The organism is Bacteroidales bacterium, from assembly GCA_026418905.1.
Lineage (GTDB): Bacteria > Bacteroidota > Bacteroidia > Bacteroidales > DTU049 > JAOAAK01.
On sequence record JAOAAK010000009.1, the window covers coordinates 53,964 to 73,985 of the forward strand.

A 20,022-nucleotide genomic window follows, 5' to 3' on the forward strand; every position below is an offset into this window, starting at 1 on the left:
GTATCTTTTTTCTAAGATATTTATTTTTCAAAAAAACTTTATGAGAAATTTGATTGGAAAACCAGCTCCTTATTTTAATGCACCCGCTATTGTAGGCGGAGAGAAAATTATTGAAAACTTTTCTCTAAAGCAGTATTTGGGAGAAAAGTATGTAATTTTCTTCTTTTATCCGATGGATTTTACTTTTGTTTGCCCAACTGAAATTTTAGCTTTCCAGAAAGATTTACCTGAATTTGAAAAAAGAAACGTACAAGTGGTGGCCTGTAGTACTGATGCTATTTATTCTCATTATGCATGGCTTCATACGCCGCGCAATAAGGGTGGCATACAGGGCGTTACTTATCCTTTGGTAGCAGACGCAACAAAAACTATAGCGGCTGCTTATGGTGTGCTAGATGGAGAATATTCTTTCAACGATCAAGGTGAACTTATCTACGATGGTAGTGGAGTTGCCTATCGAGGTTTATTTCTTATTGATAAACAAGGTATAATTCGACACATGTTGATTAATGATAACTTTTTGGGTCGTAGTACTGAAGAGGCTTTGCGCTTGGTGGATGCGTTGCAGTATTATGAAAAGTATGGTGAAGTCTGTCCTGCAAATTGGCAACCAGGAAAGAAGGCACTAAAAGCAACACCTGAAAGTATTAGTGAATACTTGATAAATAATTAAGGAAACCATGCATGAAAGAGCCACCATTGGGTGGCTTTTTTTATTTTTGCTTGGATGAAAAAAAGAATTCTACCTATTTTCATACCTGAGGCTGGATGCTCACGTTCTTGTGTCTATTGCAATCAATTTATCATTACTGGGAGACAAGTAAGTATCGACTTTGAACAAATAAAGTTCTTTGTAAACAGTGTTTTGAGTGTTCACATCAAAGAACCTTTAGAAGTGGCTTTCTATGGAGGTTCATTTTCGGGCTTACCTTTTGAAACACAAGAAAAATTGTTAAAAATTATTAAGCCTTTCATTGAGGAAGGCAAAGTGATCTCGATTCGTTTGTCGACAAGACCTGATTTGATTAACAAAGATAAACTCGACTTTCTTTCAAATTTTTACATAAAGCACATAGAATTGGGAGTTCAGTCCACAGATGACGATGTTTTGAAGCTTTCTGGTAGGCTTTATAACCGTGACGATGTATTTCATTCAGCCCAACTTATTAAAAGTTTTGGTTTTTTGCTTGGTTTACAGATCATGATTGGGTTACCAGGTGATAATGATGAAAAAACACGACAAACGGCTTTTGATGTTTCTGCTTTGCAACCAGACGGAGTACGGATTTATCCGACACTTGTGTTAAAAAATACTTCCCTTGAGAATTGGTACAAACGTGGGATTTATGAACCTCTTACACTCGATAGGGCTATAGAACAATGTTGTTGGCTGTACGATTTTTTTCGAAGTCAACATATCAAAATATATAAAATGGGCATTCATCCCGGAATGCAATTAGAAAAAAACCTAGTAGCAGGGCCATTTCATCCGAATTTTCATCAATTGGTCATGACGGAATATTATTATCGTAACATAACTTCTTATTTAAAACTAGATTTAGAGAACATTATTTATTCTTCACCATCGTTGATACCTTCCATAGTCGGATTTGAAAGAAAAAACATAAAACGTTGGATTCATTCCAGGTTTAAGTGTAAAGTTTTACCAGATTATTCGATAGCAAATGAATCAGAATGGTACGTATGTTATCATTGATTATAGAGCTCATGAAATTCAATTAGCATTAACCAAGTTAGGTTACAAAGTATTTCCTTTTTCTGCTAAAGGATTAGTTTATCCTGCTATCGAAGGTCATCCAGATATTTTTCTTTTTACGGATGGATCTCAGTGGATTTTAGCACCCAATACGCCTAAAGAAATTATTGGAATATTCGAACAAAAAAAAGTTGCCTTCAAATTTGGTCATCAACCTGTTGGGAAAAAATACCCTGAAACAGTAAGATACAATATCTACATAGATAAAGATGTCAGCATCATTCATGTTCATATTGATAAGATTTTCGAAGAAATTATGACGGACCAAAAGATAGTGAAAGTTACTCAGGGGTATGTAAGATGTAATGTATTTCGATTAGGAAATGAATTTATAACTTCTGATGTTCATATCCATAATGCTTTGATATCAGGAGGCTTCGCATCTCACTATGTAAATCCTTCGGAGATTAGGCTTTTCAATGTAAATCACGGATTTATTGGAGGATGTCTGGGAAGAAAGGACTCTGAAGTTTTCTTTACAGGGAGTAGATCCTTTGTTTTTTTTCCTTTGATAAAAAAGTTATGCAAGAAATATAATCTGAATCTCACTTGTTTAACTCATCATTTACCTCTTGATGTTGGAGGTATTTTTTTTATATAGATTTTTCATTTTACTTAATTTTGGGAAAATTTGAATATGAATTTTGATGTCATAATCATTGGCAGTGGCCCGGGCGGTTATGTGGCTGCCATTCGCGCCTCTCAATTAGGAATGAAAGTAGCTGTGGTGGAAAAAGCAGAACTCGGTGGCATTTGTCTTAATTGGGGGTGTATACCAACCAAAGCTTTACTCAAAAGTGCTGAAGTTTATTCTTACTTTCAAGAGGCTAAGCACTTTGGAATTCATATTTCTGGAGAAATTAAGCCCGATTTTCAATCCATTATCCAGCGAAGTCGTGAGGTTGCTCAAACCATGAGTAAAGGAATCCAGTTTTTATTCAAAAAAAACAACATTATCGTATTCGAAGGCTATGGTAGTTTGACTCCAGACAAAAAAGTTTTAGTGCAAAGAAACAATGGTGTAACTGAACTACTCGAAGCTAAACATATCATCATTGCAACTGGTGCTAGAGCAAAAGAACTACCTCATATACCCATCGATGGTAAGAAAGTTATTAGCTACCGTGAAGCCATGTCTTTGTCAGATCAACCTCAAAAATTGCTTGTTATTGGCAGCGGTGCGATTGGGGTTGAATTTGCTTATTTTTATAGGATGATGGGAACAGAGGTTTATTTAGTAGAGTTTTTACCACGCATAATTCCTTTAGAGGATGAAGAAGCTTCTAAAGAACTGGAAAGAACTTTCAGAAGAATGGGAATTCGAATTTACACATCTTCCGAGGTAAAAGAAATAAATTCAAATAATGAAAAATGCCAAGTTTGCATCAAGACGCCTAAAGGTGAAGAGGTAATTGAAGTTGATCAGGTGCTCTCAGCAATTGGAGTAAAAGCTAATATTGAAAATATTGGACTTGCTGAGGTTGGCGTGAAAACGGATGGAGAAAAAATATTAGTCGATGAATTTTATCGTACATCGGTGCCAGGTATTTGTGCCATAGGTGATGTGGTGCCCGGGCCTGCATTAGCTCATGTTGCTTCTCACGAAGGTATAGTCTGTGTCGAAAAAATAGCCGGTCTACCACCTCAACCAATTAACTATCAACATGTACCTTTTGCTATTTACACTCACCCAGAAATAGCTTCTGTTGGATTGAAAGAAAAAGATGCATTAGATAAAGGGCTTCGGATAAAAGTGGGTAAGTTTCCCTTCATTGCCAATGGAAAAGCTAAGGCATCGGGGCAAACCACTGGTTTTGCAAAACTCGTTTTTGATGAAGAAAGCCTTGAGCTTTTAGGTGCCACGTTAGTTGGAGCTCATGCTACTGAAATGATTTCAGGAATCGTTCTTGCTCTAAAACAAAGAGTTAAAGCTCACGATATCGTAAAAACCATTCATCCCCATCCAACACTATCCGAAGCAATTATGGAAGCAGCTGCAGTGGCTGAAGGCGAAGTGATTCATTTATAACTGTATGTGTGGAATTCTTGGTATTGTAGCACTCAAAGGTAATTTAGATGATGTAATTTTAGACTTTAAAGATGGTTTGCAAAGTCTATACCATCGCGGACCCGATGGCAGTGGATGGTATATTTCTCCCAATGGTCGGATCATTTTGGGCCATCGAAGACTTTGTATTATGGATACATCGGAACTATCCGCACAACCCTTTTTTGACGAATCTAAAAATTACGTGCTTGTTTTTAATGGTGCAATATTTAATTTTAATGAATTGCGTTTAATACTTCAAAAAGAAGGGTATATCTTTAGAACCACAGGTGATACTGAAGTTGTTTTGCGGTCCTACCAACATTGGGGGCCTTATTGTTTTAATCTTTTTAACGGTTTTTTTGCTATAGCAATTTATGATGTGAAGAAAGACGAACTTGTTTTGGCACGAGATAGATATGGAGAAAAACCACTTGTTTTATACCGAAACTCACACTATATTGCTTTCTCATCAGAAATACGTGCTTTTAAAGCATTGAATTTTCCCCTTAGCATCGATAAAAAATCAGTAGGTTTGTACTTTAAATACACATATATTCCTGAACCTCATTCAATTTACAAAGAAATTACCAAAGTAGTTCCTGGCACATATCTTTTTATTCATAATGGTAATGTTCAGCAGCATCGCTATTATACTTTTTCATCTCAATCAAAGGAACATCTAACTCAACAGGAAAGTAGAATCGTTATCAGAAATTTATTTGAAGACAGCGTAAAATTACGACTTCATGCCAAGGTGCCTGTAGCGGTATTTTTAAGTGGAGGCATTGATTCTACATTGGTGTCTTATTTTGCGTCGAAAATTGTTCCTGACATTCAGGCCTTTACCATCAGTTTTCCTGAATATCCGTACTTAAACGAAGCTGAAATAGCTTCCGAAACAGCTAAAGTATATCATTTGAAACATGAAATTGTACCAATTGCAAAAGACTTGTTGCATAATAATGCAATGGAACTTTTAGATGGCTTAGATGAGCCATTTGCCGATTCTTCTGCTATTGCAGCTTATACACTTTTCCGAGCTGTAAAAGGACGATACAAAGTTGTTCTTACAGGGGATGGTGGCGATGAATTGTTTGCAGGGTACAGAAAACACGTTGCATGGTATAAAGCTATGCGTTTTCCATTTTACCTTTATCCACTTTTTTTTGCAGTAAGCAGTATGCCATTACCTGCCAATCGATACAATCCTTTTGCTGATTGGTTCAGAAAAATTAAAAAATTTTCCGAATTGATACGATGCAAAACTTCGGAGTATTATGATTTTCTGGCTTCATTTCATCAGCATGATGTGCTAAAAGATTTAATAATTCATTCTGAATGTTACGACTTACTTCAACTTCAATCGCTTGATATACATACTTTAAATGATTTTTTATTAAGAGATTTTCAGTTCGTTCTCCCATCCGACATGTTGAGGAAAGTTGATGCAGTGTCTATGTTTAACAGTGTTGAAGCTCGGTCTCCTTTGTTGGATTATCGGCTTGTGGACTACGTTTTTTCTTTACCTGAAGAGTGGAAATTAGACGGTCGGAATGGCAAAAAATTGCTTAGAGAGTTTTTTAGCGACTTATTGCCCGATCATGTTAGAAAACAGCGAAAACGAGGATTCGAAATACCGCTTGATTTACTTTTAAGTTCTATGCTGAAAGTTGATTCTAAGATTTTTGATGTGACTTTTGTGCAAAAGCAAGGTATATTTAAGCAAAAAGGAGTAGAGCGTTTGAAAAATATGGTACGACAGGGAAAAATTAAAGAGCAAGCATATTTGATTTGGGCCTATGTAGTTTTTCAAAATTGGTATTTGAAGTATGGAGAAGACTAACAAAATACGTATTTTTCGACTTTTAAATAGATTCAACCTAGGTGGACCAACGTATAACGTCAGTATTTTAACTCGTTCCATAGGTGAACCTTTTGAAACCATGTTGGTTGGTGGAGTTCATCAAGTTTATGAAACTCATTCATTACACATTCCTCATAGTATGGGTCTTGATCCAATAGTACTACCTTGCTTGAAGCGCAGCCTTTTGCCATGGAATGACCTTCGAGCTTTATTTAAACTTCGCGATATGATGAGAGACTATCAACCTCTGATTTTTCATTCTCATGCTTCCAAAGCTGGTGTTCTTGGCAGAATAGCAGCTTATCAGATGGGGATACCAATTATAGTACATACATTTCATGGTCATGTATTCGAAGCGTACTTTAATCGATCTATTTCTTCTTTTTTTACTTGGATAGAACGAAGACTTACTAGAATTTCAGATGCAATTATTGCTTTAAGTGAGCGACAGAAAAAAGATCTGGTTGAAAAGTTTAAAATAGCCCCAGAAGAAAAAGTTCATATCATTCCCAATGGTTTTGATCTAGAGAAATTTTTTAATTGTGATGTTCAGTTAAAAAGATCAGAAATCAGATCTCAGTTTAGGCTCGATGATGATCATTTTGTTCTTGGGTGGGTAGGTAGGTTAGTGCCAGTCAAAAATCCTTTGATGTTTGCAGAAGTCATTTATCAACTAGTTAAACTAGGGAAAAAAATCAAAGCTTTTGTTGTGGGTGATGGAATGATGATGAAACCATTTGAACTGTATTTGAACAAACATGCAATTACCTACTCGTTTCATACTGATAAAGATGCTGTTGTTTACTTTTTATCTTGGCAAAGGGAAATGACTTCAGTTTTACCAGCGTTAGATGCCCTTGTTTTAACTTCAGATAATGAAGGAACACCCGTTTCTCTGATTGAAGCACAGGCTTGTCAAATCCCAGTAATTACAACTGACGTTGGCGGCATTCCTGATATTGTCATCTCAGAAAAAACGGCTTTACTATCTCCCAAAAGAAATATACCTGCCATGGTAAAAAATATTATAACTTTGATAGAAAACAGCCAGCTACGAGAAGAAATGCGAAGATATGGTCAGGAATTTGTGAAGCAAAATTTTACATACGAACTTCTTATTCAACGTATGAGGTCATTGTATTTTGATTTGTTGCGTAAAAAAGGCATCATAGAAATATGAAAAAAATTGTTTTTGCTGAACCTATTCATTACTTAGAGAGTGAAATTCTTGATTTACAAAAAAATATCCAAGAGTTAGGTCATATTGTGGAATTTTATCTTGAAAAACCTTCGTCAGAAGAGGATATAGTTAATCGTTGTTTCGATGCTCATATGGTAATTGTGAGTAATTATCCTCTGAAAAGGATATTACTTGAACGTCTTACGAATCTCGAACATATTGGAGTGGCTTTCAGTGGCTTAGATCATATAGACTTAAATTATTGTCGTGAAAAAGGAATTCGAGTTTCAAATACTCCTGGTTATTCAACTCAAGCAGTTGCTGAGCAGACCATACTTATGACATTGATGCTACTTAGAAATGCAATAAAAATGCATGAACTAACATTGGCAAGCAGGGATCGTGGTGGTTTTCTTGGACAAGAACTTGCAGGAAAAACTGTTGGAATTATTGGTTTTGGCAAGATTGGGAGAAGAGTGGCCGAGCTATTTGACTCTTTTGGTTCTAACATACTCATAGCAGAACATCCTTCCATTATAGATTCCCCTTATCCTATCGTAAGTATTAATGAACTTTTAAGAACTTCTGACATTGTTACTCTCCATGTTCCTCTAAAAGAGGGAAATTATCATTTATTATCGCGAGACCGTATTTTTTCTATGAAAAAAGGATCCTATTTGATAAATGTTGCACGTGGGAAAGTGGTAGATTACGAAGCACTTAGGGATGCATTGATTAATCGGCATTTGGCAGGTGCAGCTTTGGATGTTTATGAAATAGAACCACCATTACCTAATGATTATCCTCTTCTTAAATTACCGAACGTTATTTTATTCCCTCATACTGCTTATGCTACACAAGAAGCTATCAGTAGACGTTTCTCTATGTTAAAACATATCATTTTGAATTGGTTAATGGAGGAAGAAAGTTCATGAATAGGAGCTTTTTTATTGTATTTTTTGGCATTCATTGTTTAATATTTTTTGCTCAAAGCTGGCAAGGGGGGATACCTATCATAAAAAATTATAGACCTGCTGACTACAAAGGTTATTCGCAAAACTGGTCTGTTATTCAAAACGACAATCGTATTTTAATGGTTGCCAACGGTGATGGAGTGTTGATGTATGATGGTTTTACTTGGGAAAAAATTATTCTTCCTAATTACGCAACCCCTCTGCGTTTTTTAAAAGGCAAGAATGGGATTATTTGGGTAAGTGGCTTTTCCGAATTAGGCTATCTTTTCCCTAACATTAAAGAAGGTTACACGTATGTTTCTCTTAAACCATTGCTTCCTTCAGAACATCGTGTTTTTTCTTTTATTAAGGAAATGGCAGTAACGTCTTCGGGGGTATATTTTAATACTAAAACTCATATTTTTCAATTTTCACTTAAAGGAGTCCATGTTATTTCTGTTCCATCTGGAATTCATTTATCTCAGTGGAACGATCAGGCTTTTTTGTTTTCTGAAGGCAACATATACGTATTAGATGATCACAAACTTAACAGAATTGACAGTTCACGGTTGATTACTCGAGTGTTAGCTTCATCAGCCATCGCTTCTGATACTTTATTGTTATGGGATGAAACCAATGGTTTACTATGTGTTTCAAGTAGAAAAGAAAAAAACAATATTTCGCTTCATGTCACAAAAATACCAGTACCCATTGAACCTATTTTAAAAGAGAATAGCGTTTCTCATTTTATCAAATTAAGTTTAGGGGGATATGCTTTTGCAACACTTAAAAAAGGAACATTTTTAATGGATCACCGGTTTAATCTTATCACACATCTATCGAGAGAAACTGGTTTGATCAACGAGACTCATAACTATTTGTACGAAGATCCGAATCGGAATTTGTGGATTTCAATGGATTATGGTCTCGCAAAAATCAATTTAAATGCTCCACTTTTTCAGTTCAATTACAGTAAAGGAATACGCGGTAGTGTGCTGGATGTTACTAGAATTGGAAGTAAAATACTTGCGGGGACTTGGCAGGGATTATTTATTCTCGATACAAAGTTGACTGATCATTATTTTCATCTTCACCCTCAGATATCTACTCAGGTCTGGAAATTTTTGCCCATAAAACTTTCCCATCATTTATATCAGGTTATGATTACCTCTTCTGGGGTTTTCCTTTTGGATAGTTTACTGAATTTGAAAAAAATAGACGAAGGTAACTTTTTTCACCTTGCCACTTTGAAGAATCCTGACTTAATTGCAAGTGCGCAAAGAATGTCTATTTCTGTTTACCAGTATCAGAACAAAAGATGGTCTAAATGGACGATCTTCATAGGTGATAACATCCGTTCCATGGTTGGATGGGAAAATCATTTATATGTTTCTACAATGAACAAAGGTATTTTTCATATTACTTTTTTTCAGGCTAAAGACCAATTGATTTGGAAGAAAGATAGTTTAATACTTCCCCCCGAGGTGAGCAAAAATGAATTAAAAACTCTTTTTTTGTCAAGCAACAAAGTATTGCTTTCGACAAACAATGGGCTTTATCATTTGCAAGGTTCTTTTATAGTGCCCTGGATCAGTACTCAAAATTCCCTCTATAAATTGTTTCCTACTTTTCGTGTATCTTACATTGCTCAAGGAAATGATTCTGTTTACTGGGTTCAGCTTGATTCAAAAGAATTAGGGAAAAAAATTTTATTGACATATCACCCACTTAGCAATTGGGTTTTAAGGACTTTGAGCTTTTTTCCTCCTCTGGAAATTTACAATATTTACCTAGACGGAGACAGTCTCATTTGGTTTTCAACTGATGAAGGGGTGTTTTGTTATGACAGACGGTTGGAATTTCTTTCCATCAAAAAACAAAAAGATGTCATTTCTAGTATTAGTGTTCAAATAGATGACAGTCTTCTTTATCATGGAATCAGTGATCAAGGAAATTGGATATATTTAGGAAATATATCATATTCTAAGAAACTTATTCGTTTTGTTTTTTCGTCATCAAATTATGAAGATGAGAGTCAAAATATTTTTATATGCAAACTCAATAATCATGATCATAACTGGCAAGTGCTCGAAAATCGAAATGTAAAAGAGTATAGTAATTTATCGCCTGGACATTATACGTTTCAGGTCAAAAGTATTTCTCCTTCTGGCACTGAAACAGATATTAAACTTGTTGAGTTTAGAGTTTTGTCTCCTTGGTATATGAGTTGGTGGGCAATTGTCTTTGGCATCATGATTTTGTTTATTTTGTTAACCTCTATTGTTTTTTATTTAAACCGAAGACTTATACATGCGAAGATACGACTTGAAAAACAAGTCAGGGAGCGAACTAAAGAAATTGAGCTGCGCAACAAGGAGTTGGAGCTAGAAAAGGAAAAATCCGATTTTTTACTTTACAACATTTTACCTGTTAAAGTTGCAGAGGAATTAAAAACACGCGGAAAATTCAAACCCATTAAGGTTTATCAAGCTTCTGTTCTTTTTACTGACTTTGTTAGATTTAGTGTACTAACTGAACAATATACTTCAGAGGAATTGGTAGAAAAGCTTGATTTAATTTTTTCACGTTTTGATGATATTTGCTCGCGCTACAATTTGGAAAAGGTAAAAACCATTGGCGATTCACATATGAGTGTAGGAGGAATTCCAGTTTTTTCTCAAGTTCATGCCATTGATGCTGCATTGGCTGCTGTCGAAATGGTTGATTTTATTGAATATTTGCATGAAGTTGATGAAACTTTCAAACCATGGAAATTACGGATTGGTATTCATACCGGACATTTAATAGCAGGAGTTGTTGGAAAGAGAAAATTTGGTTTTGATGTATGGGGTTCAACGGTCAATATGGCAAGTCGTTTACAGGAATCGAGTGAACCAAATAAAATCAATATATCTCATGAAACTGCTCTTCAAATTGAAGAATTTTTTGATTTGACCTATAGAGGAAAAATTGCCGTAAAACATCAGGGAGAAATTCACATGTATTTCATCGATGGCATCAAAGCAAAGTACAGTGTAGATGGTAAGGGTAAGAGACCTAATAAACTCTTTAGAGAAAAATATGTAAAATTATTACAAATACAATATTTAAATTTGTAGCAATGAAATTCGAAGAAGTAAAAAGGTACCTTTTAAACAAGCTCCATTATTGTTTAGCGCCAGATTTGTACTACCATGGTGTACAGCATACACTGAGCGTGATGGAAGCAGCTGAACTTTATGCTGAAAATGAAGCAATATTTGGAAAAGAAAGAAGTATTTTGTTAACAGCGGCACTTTTTCACGATTCCGGCTACCTTGTGAGGTACGAAAACAACGAATCTATTTCAGTTGGCCTTTGTTGGACAGTTTTACCTGAATTTGGGTATAAAAATGAAGATATTCAATACATTGTAAAACTTATTGAGGCTACGTCAGTTCCTCAAAAACCTTTTGATAAGTTAAGCAAAATTTTATGTGATGCAGATCTCGATTACTTGGGTAGAGATGATTACTTCGAAATGAGTTGCAACTTACGCAAAGAGTGGGATGCTTATGGAAAAAAATTAAGTCATGATGAATGGTTTAATGTGCAAATTAAGTTTTTGAGTTCTCATAAATATTTCACTCATACAGCTCACGTACTTAGAGAAGCTAAAAAGCTTAAGCACCTAAGAATGATTAAAGAATCATTAGTAACCATATAGTTAAACTTTTTTATTAACTTCTTGCATCATATTGATTAGTTTGCTTATATTTAGTTTCGGTGACTTTTAAAAAACGCAAATAGCATAATTTTGCATGTAGTTTCATTCTCGATTTTATTTTACTAAATCTTCAACAGCGAAATAAGTATCAAGATATCACCAAGCAGCTTGAAAAGTTAGTTAAACTAAACACTCTAACCACTATTCAAATTATTGATTATGTCTTCGATTGTAAATTATTGTTTGTTTATTCCTTTTTTTTCTAGCCATCAGATCGATACTTCTCTTATGCTTTCTTACATGGATTTAATCTTATTCATTCATTGAATTAACTCAATGGAACAATGGTTGAGTTAATTGGAACTAGGTTCTTTTTTTTGGAAAAAAGATCAACAAAGGCGTTTTAAAAAATAACATTTGTTTAATATATATTTGCATATGAAAAAGCGCGTTTATATTGAAACGTATGGTTGTCAGATGAACGTTTCAGACACTCAAGTTATTTACTCTATATTATCAAAGGAAGGATATGAATTTTGTCAACAACCGGCTGATGCTGATCTAATTTTAATGAATACTTGTAGCATACGCGAGCATGCTGAAGAAAAGATCATTTCTCGAGCAAAAGAGCTGATTTCTTTGAAGAAAAAAAAGCCAGGATTAAAGATAGGGATTGTTGGATGTATGAGTACGTGGAATAAGCAAAAACTCTTTGATAAAATTCCCCAACTTGATCTCATAGCGGGACCTGATAGCTACCGAAATTTGCCTTTACTTCTGAAGCAGAGTTATAGTGGAGAAACTCATCTCATGGATATTCTTCTTTCAAATACTGAGACATACGAAGATATTTTGCCTTATTACCCTGAGAATTATGTGACTGCTTTTGTTTCGATCATGCGAGGATGTAACAATTTCTGTGCTTACTGTGTTGTACCTTTCACAAGAGGAAGAGAACGATCTCGCCCCTTGCATTCGATTATGAATGAGGTTCACGATCTGATGGAGAAAGGCGTTAAAGAAATTACTTTTTTAGGGCAAAACGTTAACTCATATAAATGGGATGATGGTTGTAGAAAATGGTTTTTCCCTGATTTATTGGATCACGTTGCTACTCACTTTCCATCACTACGGATTCGCTTTGCTACCAGTCACCCCAAAGATGTATCGCGAGAGCTTGTTGAAGTTATGGCTCAATACCCTAACATTGCACCTTCTATTCACTTGCCACTTCAATCTGGAAGTAATCGAATTCTTAGAAGGATGAACAGAAATTATACTTTGGAAGAATACAAAGAAAAAATACAATGGTTTTATGATACAATTCCTGGCATCACTGTGAGTACGGATATCATTGCAGGTTTTTGTGGAGAGACAGAAGAAGATCATCAGAAAACCCTTGAGGCCATGAAAGATATTCATTTTTTCTATGCTTACATGTTCAAGTACAGTGAACGTCCAGGAACTCTCGCCGCTCAGAAATATGTTGATGATGTTGCTGATGATGTCAAAACTCGTCGCTTGCAAGAGATCATTCAACTTCAACAACAGCTTTCCTATGAACATAACCTGCGCGACATTAATAAAACATTTGATGTATTAATTGAAGGACCTTCGCATAAAAATCCGAATGAATGGTTTGGTAGAACAGGTCAGAACAAAGTAGTCGTTTTCCCTTTTCAAGGTAAAAGGCCAGGTGACGTAGTTAAAGTAAAAGTTGTAGAAGTTACATCGGCGACGTTGAGAGGTATTCCATGGCCAGAAACTAATCTGATGTAATTTTACTACTTTTGTCTCGCGATGTTTTCCTTTTTTATAGATGCAACCGATAATAAAGCCCGTGCAGGTGTCTTAACTACAGATCACGGCCGGGTAGAAACACCTATCTTCATGCCTGTAGGGACTTTGGGTAATGTTAAAGGAGTTTTGTTCAGTCAGTTGGAGCAAGATATCAAGGCTCAAATATTACTTTCAAATACTTATCATCTCTATTTAAGACCCGGTCTTGAGGTAATACGCTCTGTCGGTGGCTTACATAGGTTTACTGGTTGGAATAATCCTATTTTAACTGATAGTGGTGGGTATCAAGTATATTCTTTAAGTAAAATTCGTAAGATTACTGAAGATGGTATCAAGTTTTCATCTCATATTGATGGATCGTTACATTTTTTTTCGCCCGAGAAGGTTATCGAAATACAACGAGTTTTGGGTTCTGACATTATGATGGTACTGGATGAATGTCCGCCATATCCTTCCGACCGAAAATATATTGAAAAAAGTCTCAAGCTTACTCATTCGTGGCTTGATCGTTGCATAATATGTTTTAACCAAACTGAGTCGTTGTATGGACATGAGCAGGTTTTGTTTCCCATCGTACAAGGTGGTACTTACGAAGATTTAAGAAAGCAATCAGCCGAATATGTTTCTCAGAAAGAGATGGCAGGTTATGCCATAGGAGGTTTAAGTGTTGGAGAACCCGAAAAGCTCATGTATGAAATGACGGAGCTTTCTTGTTCGGTTTTACCGAAGGATAAGCCTCGTTACTTGATGGGAGTAGGCACGCCTGCAAATATTCTTCATGCCATTGCTCTCGGGGTAGATATGTTTGATTGCGTCATACCGACACGTAATGGAAGAAACGGATGGTTATATACATGGAATGGCATTCTTCATATTCGAAACAAAAAATGGCAATTTGTTCATGAACCAATAGATCCATATAGTTCTCTTGAACTTGATCGTGTGACTTCGAAATCTTTTTTAAGGCATTTATTTGTAGCTGGTGAAATGCTCGGTCCGATTATTGCTACTATTCATAATCTTTCTTTTTTTATGGAATTAGTTAGAGAAGCTAGAAGACGTATCATGGAGGGTACATTTAGTCAGTGGTATGAAAAAGCTGCTCAACGCTGCATGCAGAAGTTGTGATTATGAAAAAATTTGATTGGTATATTTTTCGACGCTTTTTCCTTTCTTTCGTTCTTGCAATCAGTTTATTGGTTTTAATTATAGTTTTATTTGATCTGTCTGAAAAGATCGACAGGTTTATTGAAAAAAAAGCACCTTTTTCTGAAATTTTATTGGTATATTATTTCAATTTCATACCTTACTTCGTAAATCTTTTTATTGCTTTATTTGTCTTTATTACCGTAATTTTTGTTACGTCAAGAATGGCTATGCATGGAGAAACAGTTGCCATATTTACCAGTGGGGTAAGTTTTAATCGCTATCTACGTCCCTTTTTATGTGTAGCTTTTCTACTTTTTGTTTTTTCACTTTATCTCCAAAACTTTGCCATTCCTCCCGCCAATAAAAAACGTTTTGATTTTGAATGGAAATATATTAAACGTAATAAACCTTTTGGTTCTTTTAATATTTACATGCAATTAAGTCAAAATACGTATTTTTCACTTGAAACCTATTCATTTTCAAGTAATATCGGATACATGTGTTACATTATACAGATGGATTTTGAAAAAGGATTGCATAGAATGGTTTTTGCTCAAACCATTAGTTATGACACATCTGATGGAAAATGGATACTGATGAATGGATATGAAAGAACAATCGGACCACGAGAGGAGAATATATATTCATTTGAAAAAAAAGATAGCGTTCTTCCACTTCATCCTCGGGAGCTTCATAAGGACTTTGAAAACACGGATGTAATGAATTTTTTTCAACTTGAACATTTCATAGAAAGGCAAAGAGAAAGAGCTTCCGATCGAGTTCCAGCTTTACTTGTCGAGAAACATAGAAGGTTAGCATTTCCTTTTGCTACCATTATTTTAACAATACTTGGTGTCGCAATTGGTAGCAGAAGAGTTCGAGGAGGCACTGGTTTTCATATAGGTCTTGGCCTAGGATTAAGTTTTACTTATATTCTTTTCATGCAGATTTTTAGTTCCCTAGGGATTAGTGGCGATTTGCCACCATTGATAGCTACATGGATGCCTAACATTATTTTTGCTATAGTTGCTTTGATAGCAGTCAGATTTGCACAGAAGTAAAATTATTTTATGCTTGCACTGGCGGTATTTTTGCTTACCTGAGTAAGAATGAAATTTGTCAAGTATGGGGTTTCATTTTCCCAAAAATGGTAGTTGTGTTTTTCACCTTTGACAAAGCGATATTGGATGTTGCAGCCATAATGAAGTAGTATGCGCACTAGGGTATCTGATTGCACAACAGAAACAACAGGATCATCCATTCCGTGAGCTACATAAAGAGGAGGGAGAAAACAATCCTTGTAATAACTCATTTTTCTTATGAATTCCCGTAAGAGATTGTCTTTACCTTCCCAACGATTGGGAAAATGTTCATAATTGCCATAATGATAGATCATTAAATTGTCGTTTGGATTGAGGGTTTGGTCATAATCACCCGACAAAAGACCTACACCTGAAAAGAGAAAGGGTTCTTCAAGCAAAAGAGCAAAAGCTCCACGTGCACCGGTAGAAAGACCAATAATAAAATTATTGTCTCCTTTTTTAAATAAATTGATAGTATCCTGTAAATATGGAATCACTGTATCCTTAAGCCAACTTAACAGAGGTTGATGCTTGAAAACAGGAAGTGTTTCCTTGTAAGTAACCTTTGCATAGAGACTTTTACCCATGTCCGGTACTATTAAGATAAAGCCGGCATCAAGGAGTTTTTCGTCCAAAGAGGTTTCCTCAAACCATTGAAGGGGCGGAAGGTTCCAGCCATGTAGCAGTAAAACTTGTCCTTTCTTTACAAAATGTGAAGGGAAAAATATATAAATTTTTCTTGTGGTTTGTTTCCAAGAAATATTTAACGTGAGCTTATTAACATGAGATTTGAAGAATCGTGTATGCTGAAACTCAATTCCTTTCAAACCTTCAAATGTACCCAACTTATGACAAGCTGAAAGCAACAAAATGACACTAAAAATTGGAAAAAACCTGAATTTCATAAAGCATGTTTCAATAAAAACAAAGTTATTAATTTTAGAACAAAAATGTCGGCATTTGTTCATCTTCACCTACACAGCATTTACTCAGTTCTTGATGGCGCTTGTGATATTAAACGATTATTGAATCGTGCAAAAGAACTAAAAATGCCAGCTGTGGCTCTAACTGATCACGGCAACATGTACGGAATACTAGAATTTTTCCTGCATGCTAAAGAATATGGAATTAAACCTATTTTGGGAGTTGAGACTTATGTAGCAAGAAAATCCATATATGACAAAATTACTCGTGAAGATAGAAGTGGATTTCATCTCATATTACTAGCTAAAAACTACACTGGCTATCAGAATCTATCACAATTGATTACCATTGCGAATCTTGAAGGTTTTCATTATACGCCACGTATAGATAAAGAGTTGTTGGAGAAATATCATGAAGGTATCATTGCTACTTCAGCTTGCTTGGGTGGTGAAATTGCATGGTCAATACTACACAAAGGCGAAGATGAAGCCATGAGAGTTGCAACAGAGTACAAGGACCTTTTTCAGGATGATTTCTACCTTGAATTAATGGATCATGGATTGTCTGATCAGCAAACGGTAAATCGTGCTATTCTTAACATTTCAAAAAAATTAAACATTAAAGTGATAGCCACCAATGACGTACATTATATTTTCAAGGACGATTTTAATGCTCACAGTGCGTTGATTAAGATTAACACCAATAGAGAAGACGACGAACAACTTCAATATACAGGTCAAGAATACCTCAAAACTTACGAAGAAATGTATGAGCTTTTCAAGGATATTCCAGAAGCTTTAAAAAATACGCTTGAAATTGCCGAAAAAGTGGAGGATTATAGCATTTTGCACGAAGTACAATTACCAGAATTCCCACGTCCCTCATCTTTTAAATCCGATGATGAATATCTAGATTATCTTACATGGAAAGGAGCACGGAATAAATATCAGCATTTATCTCCTGAAATTGAAGAAAGAATACAATTTGAGCTAGATATCATTAAGAAAATGGGATTTGCTGGTTACTTTTTGATAGTTCAAGATTTTATTACGTATGCTCGGAGTAATGGCATTCTCGTAGGTCCTGGGCGTGGTAGCGCAGCAGGTTCTATTGTGGCTTACTGTCTCGGCATTACCAACATTGATCCACTTAAATACAAGTTACTCTTCGAGCGTTTTTTAAATGTCGAACGCATCTCTATGCCAGATATTGATGTGGATTTCGATGATGTTGGCAGAGATGATGTGATACGTTATGTTGCTGAAAAGTATGGTCATGATAAAGTTTGTCAGATTGTTACTTTCAATAAGTTAGCTGCACGTTCGTCCATACGAGACGTTGGAAGAATATTAAAACTCGAGCAAAGTATTATTAATCAAGTAGCTAAGCTTGTTCCTTCGATCCCCAATGCCACTATTGATATGGCATTTCAAAACAAAGACTTTGTTGATCTCTACGAGAAAGATGAAAGAATCAAAAAAATGGTTGACATAGCTCGAGTTCTTACGGGTAATGTAAGAGGCACTGGTGTACATGCTTGTGGTGTGATTATTGGCCGAGAGCCCATATGGAAATTTGCACCCCTTGCACGCTCGAAGGAATCCATTCTTCCTGTAGTGCAGTATGAGGGAAGTATAATAGAAAAAGTTGGATTACTTAAAATGGACTTTTTGGGACTAAAAACTTTGACTATCATTAAAAGAACTCTTGAAATTATCCATGAAAAGTATCATCAACAAATAGATATTGACAAGATTTCTTTTGATGATCAGTTAACTTGGCAACTCTTTCAGAGAGGAGAAACCATAGGTGTTTTTCAGTTTGAATCTGATGGAATGAGGTCATGGCTCAGGGAATTAAAACCAACTCAAATGGAAGACCTTATCGCTATGAATGCACTCTATCGTCCTGGGCCCATGAACTACATACAAACTTACATCAATAGAAAACACGGAAAAGAAAAGGTAGTATATCCCCATCCATTTGCAAAAGAAATACTTGAAGATACGTATGGCATCATGGTGTATCAGGAACAAATCATGCTTCTTTCCCAAAAAATGGCCGGATTTAGTAAAGGAAAGGCTGATGAACTGCGGAAGGCTATGGGGAAGAAGAAAAAAGATATTATTGAGCACCTGGAAAAAGACTTTATTGAAGGTTGTAAGCAAAACGGAATTTCGGAAGATATTGCTAGAACAGTATATCAAGATATGGCAAAATTTGGCGAATATGGATTTAATCGCTCACATGCCACTGTCTATTCTGTCCTCGCTTATCAGACAGCATACCTGAAAGCCCATTACCCAGAAGCTTTTATGGCATCATTACTTGATCAAAATCTTACCGATTCAGATTCCATGATCAAATATTTATCGGAAGCCCAAAGAATGGGAATTACTGTATTAGGTCCTGATGTAAATGAAAGTGATTTGGGTTTTACGGTTGTTCGGGAAAAAACCATTCGTTATGGTTTGAAAGCTTTGAAAAATGTAGGCGAAGCCGCTGCTATGGCAATTATCCAAGAAAGAAATGAACATGGAAAGTTTACTAGTTTGGTAAATTTTTTCAAAAGAGTATCAAAGCTTGTCAACAAACGAACCATTGAATCGCTCGTGCTTACTGGTTGTTTGGATAATTTCGGGGCTCACAGAGCACAATTTTTTTATCAGTCATCTAGCAATGAGCCAACTTTGCTCGAAAAACTCATGAAATATGGGCAAAAACAAACCGAATCTACGCTTTCTTTGTTCGATACCGTTGATGAGCATTCGACTGAAGATATACAACTACCTCTTTGTCCATCTTGGTCAAAGGAGGAAATACTGAAAAAAGAATTTGAAGTAGCCGGTTATTACATTTCAGGACACCCCCTTGATGAATATGCGTCTTTTATTCATTCATGGGTGGAATATCCACTAAAATACTTATCTGAAAACATAGAAGATATTGAAATTGGCAAATTGCTAATTATCATGGGGCTTGTTACACAAGTTCAAAAAAGATTTGACAAAAATGGAGCCTCTTATTTGAGTTTCTCATTAAGTGACTTTTCTGGTCAATATAACTTTAGATTGTTCAAGGAAAAAATGGAAAGTTTTCAGCATTTAGTTAGGGAAGATGCTAAATTGCTTATTATTGCAAGCATTGAAAATAATCGACAGGGACATGACTTACAGATCTTGCATATCTCAACCATAGATGAGTTTATACAGTTTGGCATTAAAAAGGTCATTTACCATATACCCCTAAGTAGGGCTAGAAGATCACTTGCTGATCAGATGTTGAATATTCTTAAGGAATATCAAGGAAACATCGAATGGGGTATTTTTGTCTATGATGATGAATGGAAAAAAGGAATAGGGACATATCTTTCAACTTATAAAATTTCTTTTAAGGGAATGGAGGAATTTAAAAAAATGGATTGGGCACAAAAATGTGAAATTTATACGCTAGCTTTGTCCAAACCCATTGAAATAAACACTCAGACAAAACCAAACATGAGCGAATTCGAAGATGAAAACAGTGAATAAATCAACA

General features: G+C 35.5%; 14 protein-coding genes. 13 read left to right on the plus strand and 1 reads right to left on the minus strand.

Translation table 11 applies throughout. From position 1 onward, the window contains the following. The first annotated feature begins 40 nt into the window (after nucleotides 1–40). From N2Z72_02090 to N2Z72_02145, 12 genes are all read left to right on the plus strand, one after another. Nucleotides 41–673, plus strand: a complete 633-nt coding sequence (locus tag N2Z72_02090) for a peroxiredoxin (protein ID MCX7696466.1) — start codon at nucleotides 41–43, stop codon at nucleotides 671–673. Between the two features lie 30 nt (nucleotides 674–703). Beyond that, nucleotides 704–1,717 carry a radical SAM protein gene (locus tag N2Z72_02095; protein MCX7696467.1) on the plus strand — a complete coding sequence of 338 codons (1,014 nt, stop codon included), beginning with the start codon at nucleotides 704–706 and terminating at the stop codon, nucleotides 1,715–1,717. Continuing rightward, the gene (locus tag N2Z72_02100; protein ID MCX7696468.1) at nucleotides 1,686–2,378 is read left to right on the plus strand and encodes a hypothetical protein; all 693 of its coding nucleotides are present in this window, start codon (nucleotides 1,686–1,688) and stop codon (nucleotides 2,376–2,378) included. Before N2Z72_02095 ends, N2Z72_02100 begins: the two co-directional genes overlap by 32 nt. A 36-nt stretch (nucleotides 2,379–2,414) precedes the next feature. Further along, the gene (lpdA, locus tag N2Z72_02105) at nucleotides 2,415–3,806 is read left to right on the plus strand and encodes a dihydrolipoyl dehydrogenase (protein ID MCX7696469.1); all 1,392 of its coding nucleotides are present in this window, start codon (nucleotides 2,415–2,417) and stop codon (nucleotides 3,804–3,806) included. Nucleotides 3,807–3,810: 4 nt separating this feature from the next. Next, the gene (asnB, locus tag N2Z72_02110) at nucleotides 3,811–5,670 is read left to right on the plus strand and encodes an asparagine synthase (glutamine-hydrolyzing) (protein ID MCX7696470.1); all 1,860 of its coding nucleotides are present in this window, start codon (nucleotides 3,811–3,813) and stop codon (nucleotides 5,668–5,670) included. Then, the gene (locus tag N2Z72_02115; GenBank protein MCX7696471.1) at nucleotides 5,657–6,871 is read left to right on the plus strand and encodes a glycosyltransferase; all 1,215 of its coding nucleotides are present in this window, start codon (nucleotides 5,657–5,659) and stop codon (nucleotides 6,869–6,871) included. The genes asnB and N2Z72_02115 overlap by 14 nt, the downstream gene beginning before the upstream one ends. After that, the gene (locus tag N2Z72_02120) at nucleotides 6,868–7,806 is read left to right on the plus strand and encodes a hydroxyacid dehydrogenase (GenBank protein ID MCX7696472.1); all 939 of its coding nucleotides are present in this window, start codon (nucleotides 6,868–6,870) and stop codon (nucleotides 7,804–7,806) included. The genes N2Z72_02115 and N2Z72_02120 overlap by 4 nt, the downstream gene beginning before the upstream one ends. Continuing rightward, a complete protein-coding gene (locus N2Z72_02125) occupies nucleotides 7,803–10,943 on the plus strand; it encodes a hypothetical protein (GenBank protein MCX7696473.1) in 3,141 nt (1,046 codons plus the stop codon). The genes N2Z72_02120 and N2Z72_02125 overlap by 4 nt, the downstream gene beginning before the upstream one ends. Before the next feature lie 2 nt (nucleotides 10,944–10,945). Beyond that, the gene (locus tag N2Z72_02130) at nucleotides 10,946–11,530 is read left to right on the plus strand and encodes an HD domain-containing protein (protein MCX7696474.1); all 585 of its coding nucleotides are present in this window, start codon (nucleotides 10,946–10,948) and stop codon (nucleotides 11,528–11,530) included. Between the two features lie 438 nt (nucleotides 11,531–11,968). After that, on the plus strand, nucleotides 11,969–13,309 hold the full coding sequence (gene miaB / locus N2Z72_02135) for a tRNA (N6-isopentenyl adenosine(37)-C2)-methylthiotransferase MiaB (GenBank protein MCX7696475.1): 1,341 nt from the start codon (nucleotides 11,969–11,971) through the stop codon (nucleotides 13,307–13,309). A gap of 21 nt (nucleotides 13,310–13,330) precedes the next feature. After that, nucleotides 13,331–14,458 (plus strand): tRNA guanosine(34) transglycosylase Tgt, encoded by a 1,128-nt coding sequence (gene tgt / locus N2Z72_02140; protein MCX7696476.1) that lies wholly within the window; start codon nucleotides 13,331–13,333, stop codon nucleotides 14,456–14,458. Nucleotides 14,459–14,460: 2 nt separating this feature from the next. Then, a complete protein-coding gene (locus N2Z72_02145) occupies nucleotides 14,461–15,540 on the plus strand; it encodes an LptF/LptG family permease (GenBank protein ID MCX7696477.1) in 1,080 nt (359 codons plus the stop codon). 2 nt (nucleotides 15,541–15,542) lie between these two features. Here N2Z72_02145 and N2Z72_02150 read toward each other — a convergent pair whose 3' ends face one another. Continuing rightward, nucleotides 15,543–16,466, minus strand: coding sequence for an alpha/beta hydrolase-fold protein (locus N2Z72_02150; protein MCX7696478.1), 924 nt, complete (start codon nucleotides 16,464–16,466; stop codon nucleotides 15,543–15,545). A 45-nt stretch (nucleotides 16,467–16,511) separates the two neighbouring features. Here N2Z72_02150 and dnaE point away from each other — a divergent pair, with 45 nt between their 5' ends. Next, entirely contained in the window at nucleotides 16,512–20,015 is a 3,504-nt protein-coding gene (gene dnaE / locus N2Z72_02155) for a DNA polymerase III subunit alpha (GenBank protein MCX7696479.1), read from the plus strand. Nucleotides 20,016–20,022 lie beyond the last annotated feature (7 nt).

Excerpts from the sequence above, each read along its gene's own strand:
- N2Z72_02090 (MCX7696466.1), top strand. The coding sequence starts at position 41 with ATGAGAAATTTGATTGGAAAACCAGCTCCTTATTTTAATGCACCCGCT.
- N2Z72_02100 (MCX7696468.1), top strand. The coding sequence starts at position 1,686 with ATGAATCAGAATGGTACGTATGTTATCATTGATTATAGAGCTCATGAA.
- lpdA (MCX7696469.1), top strand. The coding sequence starts at position 2,415 with ATGAATTTTGATGTCATAATCATTGGCAGTGGCCCGGGCGGTTATGTG.
- asnB (MCX7696470.1), top strand. The coding sequence starts at position 3,811 with ATGTGTGGAATTCTTGGTATTGTAGCACTCAAAGGTAATTTAGATGAT.
- N2Z72_02115 (MCX7696471.1), top strand. The coding sequence starts at position 5,657 with ATGGAGAAGACTAACAAAATACGTATTTTTCGACTTTTAAATAGATTC.
- N2Z72_02120 (MCX7696472.1), top strand. The coding sequence starts at position 6,868 with ATGAAAAAAATTGTTTTTGCTGAACCTATTCATTACTTAGAGAGTGAA.
- N2Z72_02125 (MCX7696473.1), top strand. The coding sequence starts at position 7,803 with ATGAATAGGAGCTTTTTTATTGTATTTTTTGGCATTCATTGTTTAATA.
- N2Z72_02130 (MCX7696474.1), top strand. The coding sequence starts at position 10,946 with ATGAAATTCGAAGAAGTAAAAAGGTACCTTTTAAACAAGCTCCATTAT.
- miaB (MCX7696475.1), top strand. The coding sequence starts at position 11,969 with ATGAAAAAGCGCGTTTATATTGAAACGTATGGTTGTCAGATGAACGTT.
- tgt (MCX7696476.1), top strand. The coding sequence starts at position 13,331 with ATGTTTTCCTTTTTTATAGATGCAACCGATAATAAAGCCCGTGCAGGT.
- N2Z72_02145 (MCX7696477.1), top strand. The coding sequence starts at position 14,461 with ATGAAAAAATTTGATTGGTATATTTTTCGACGCTTTTTCCTTTCTTTC.
- N2Z72_02150 (MCX7696478.1), bottom strand. The coding sequence starts at position 16,466 with ATGAAATTCAGGTTTTTTCCAATTTTTAGTGTCATTTTGTTGCTTTCA.
- dnaE (MCX7696479.1), top strand. The coding sequence starts at position 16,512 with ATGTCGGCATTTGTTCATCTTCACCTACACAGCATTTACTCAGTTCTT.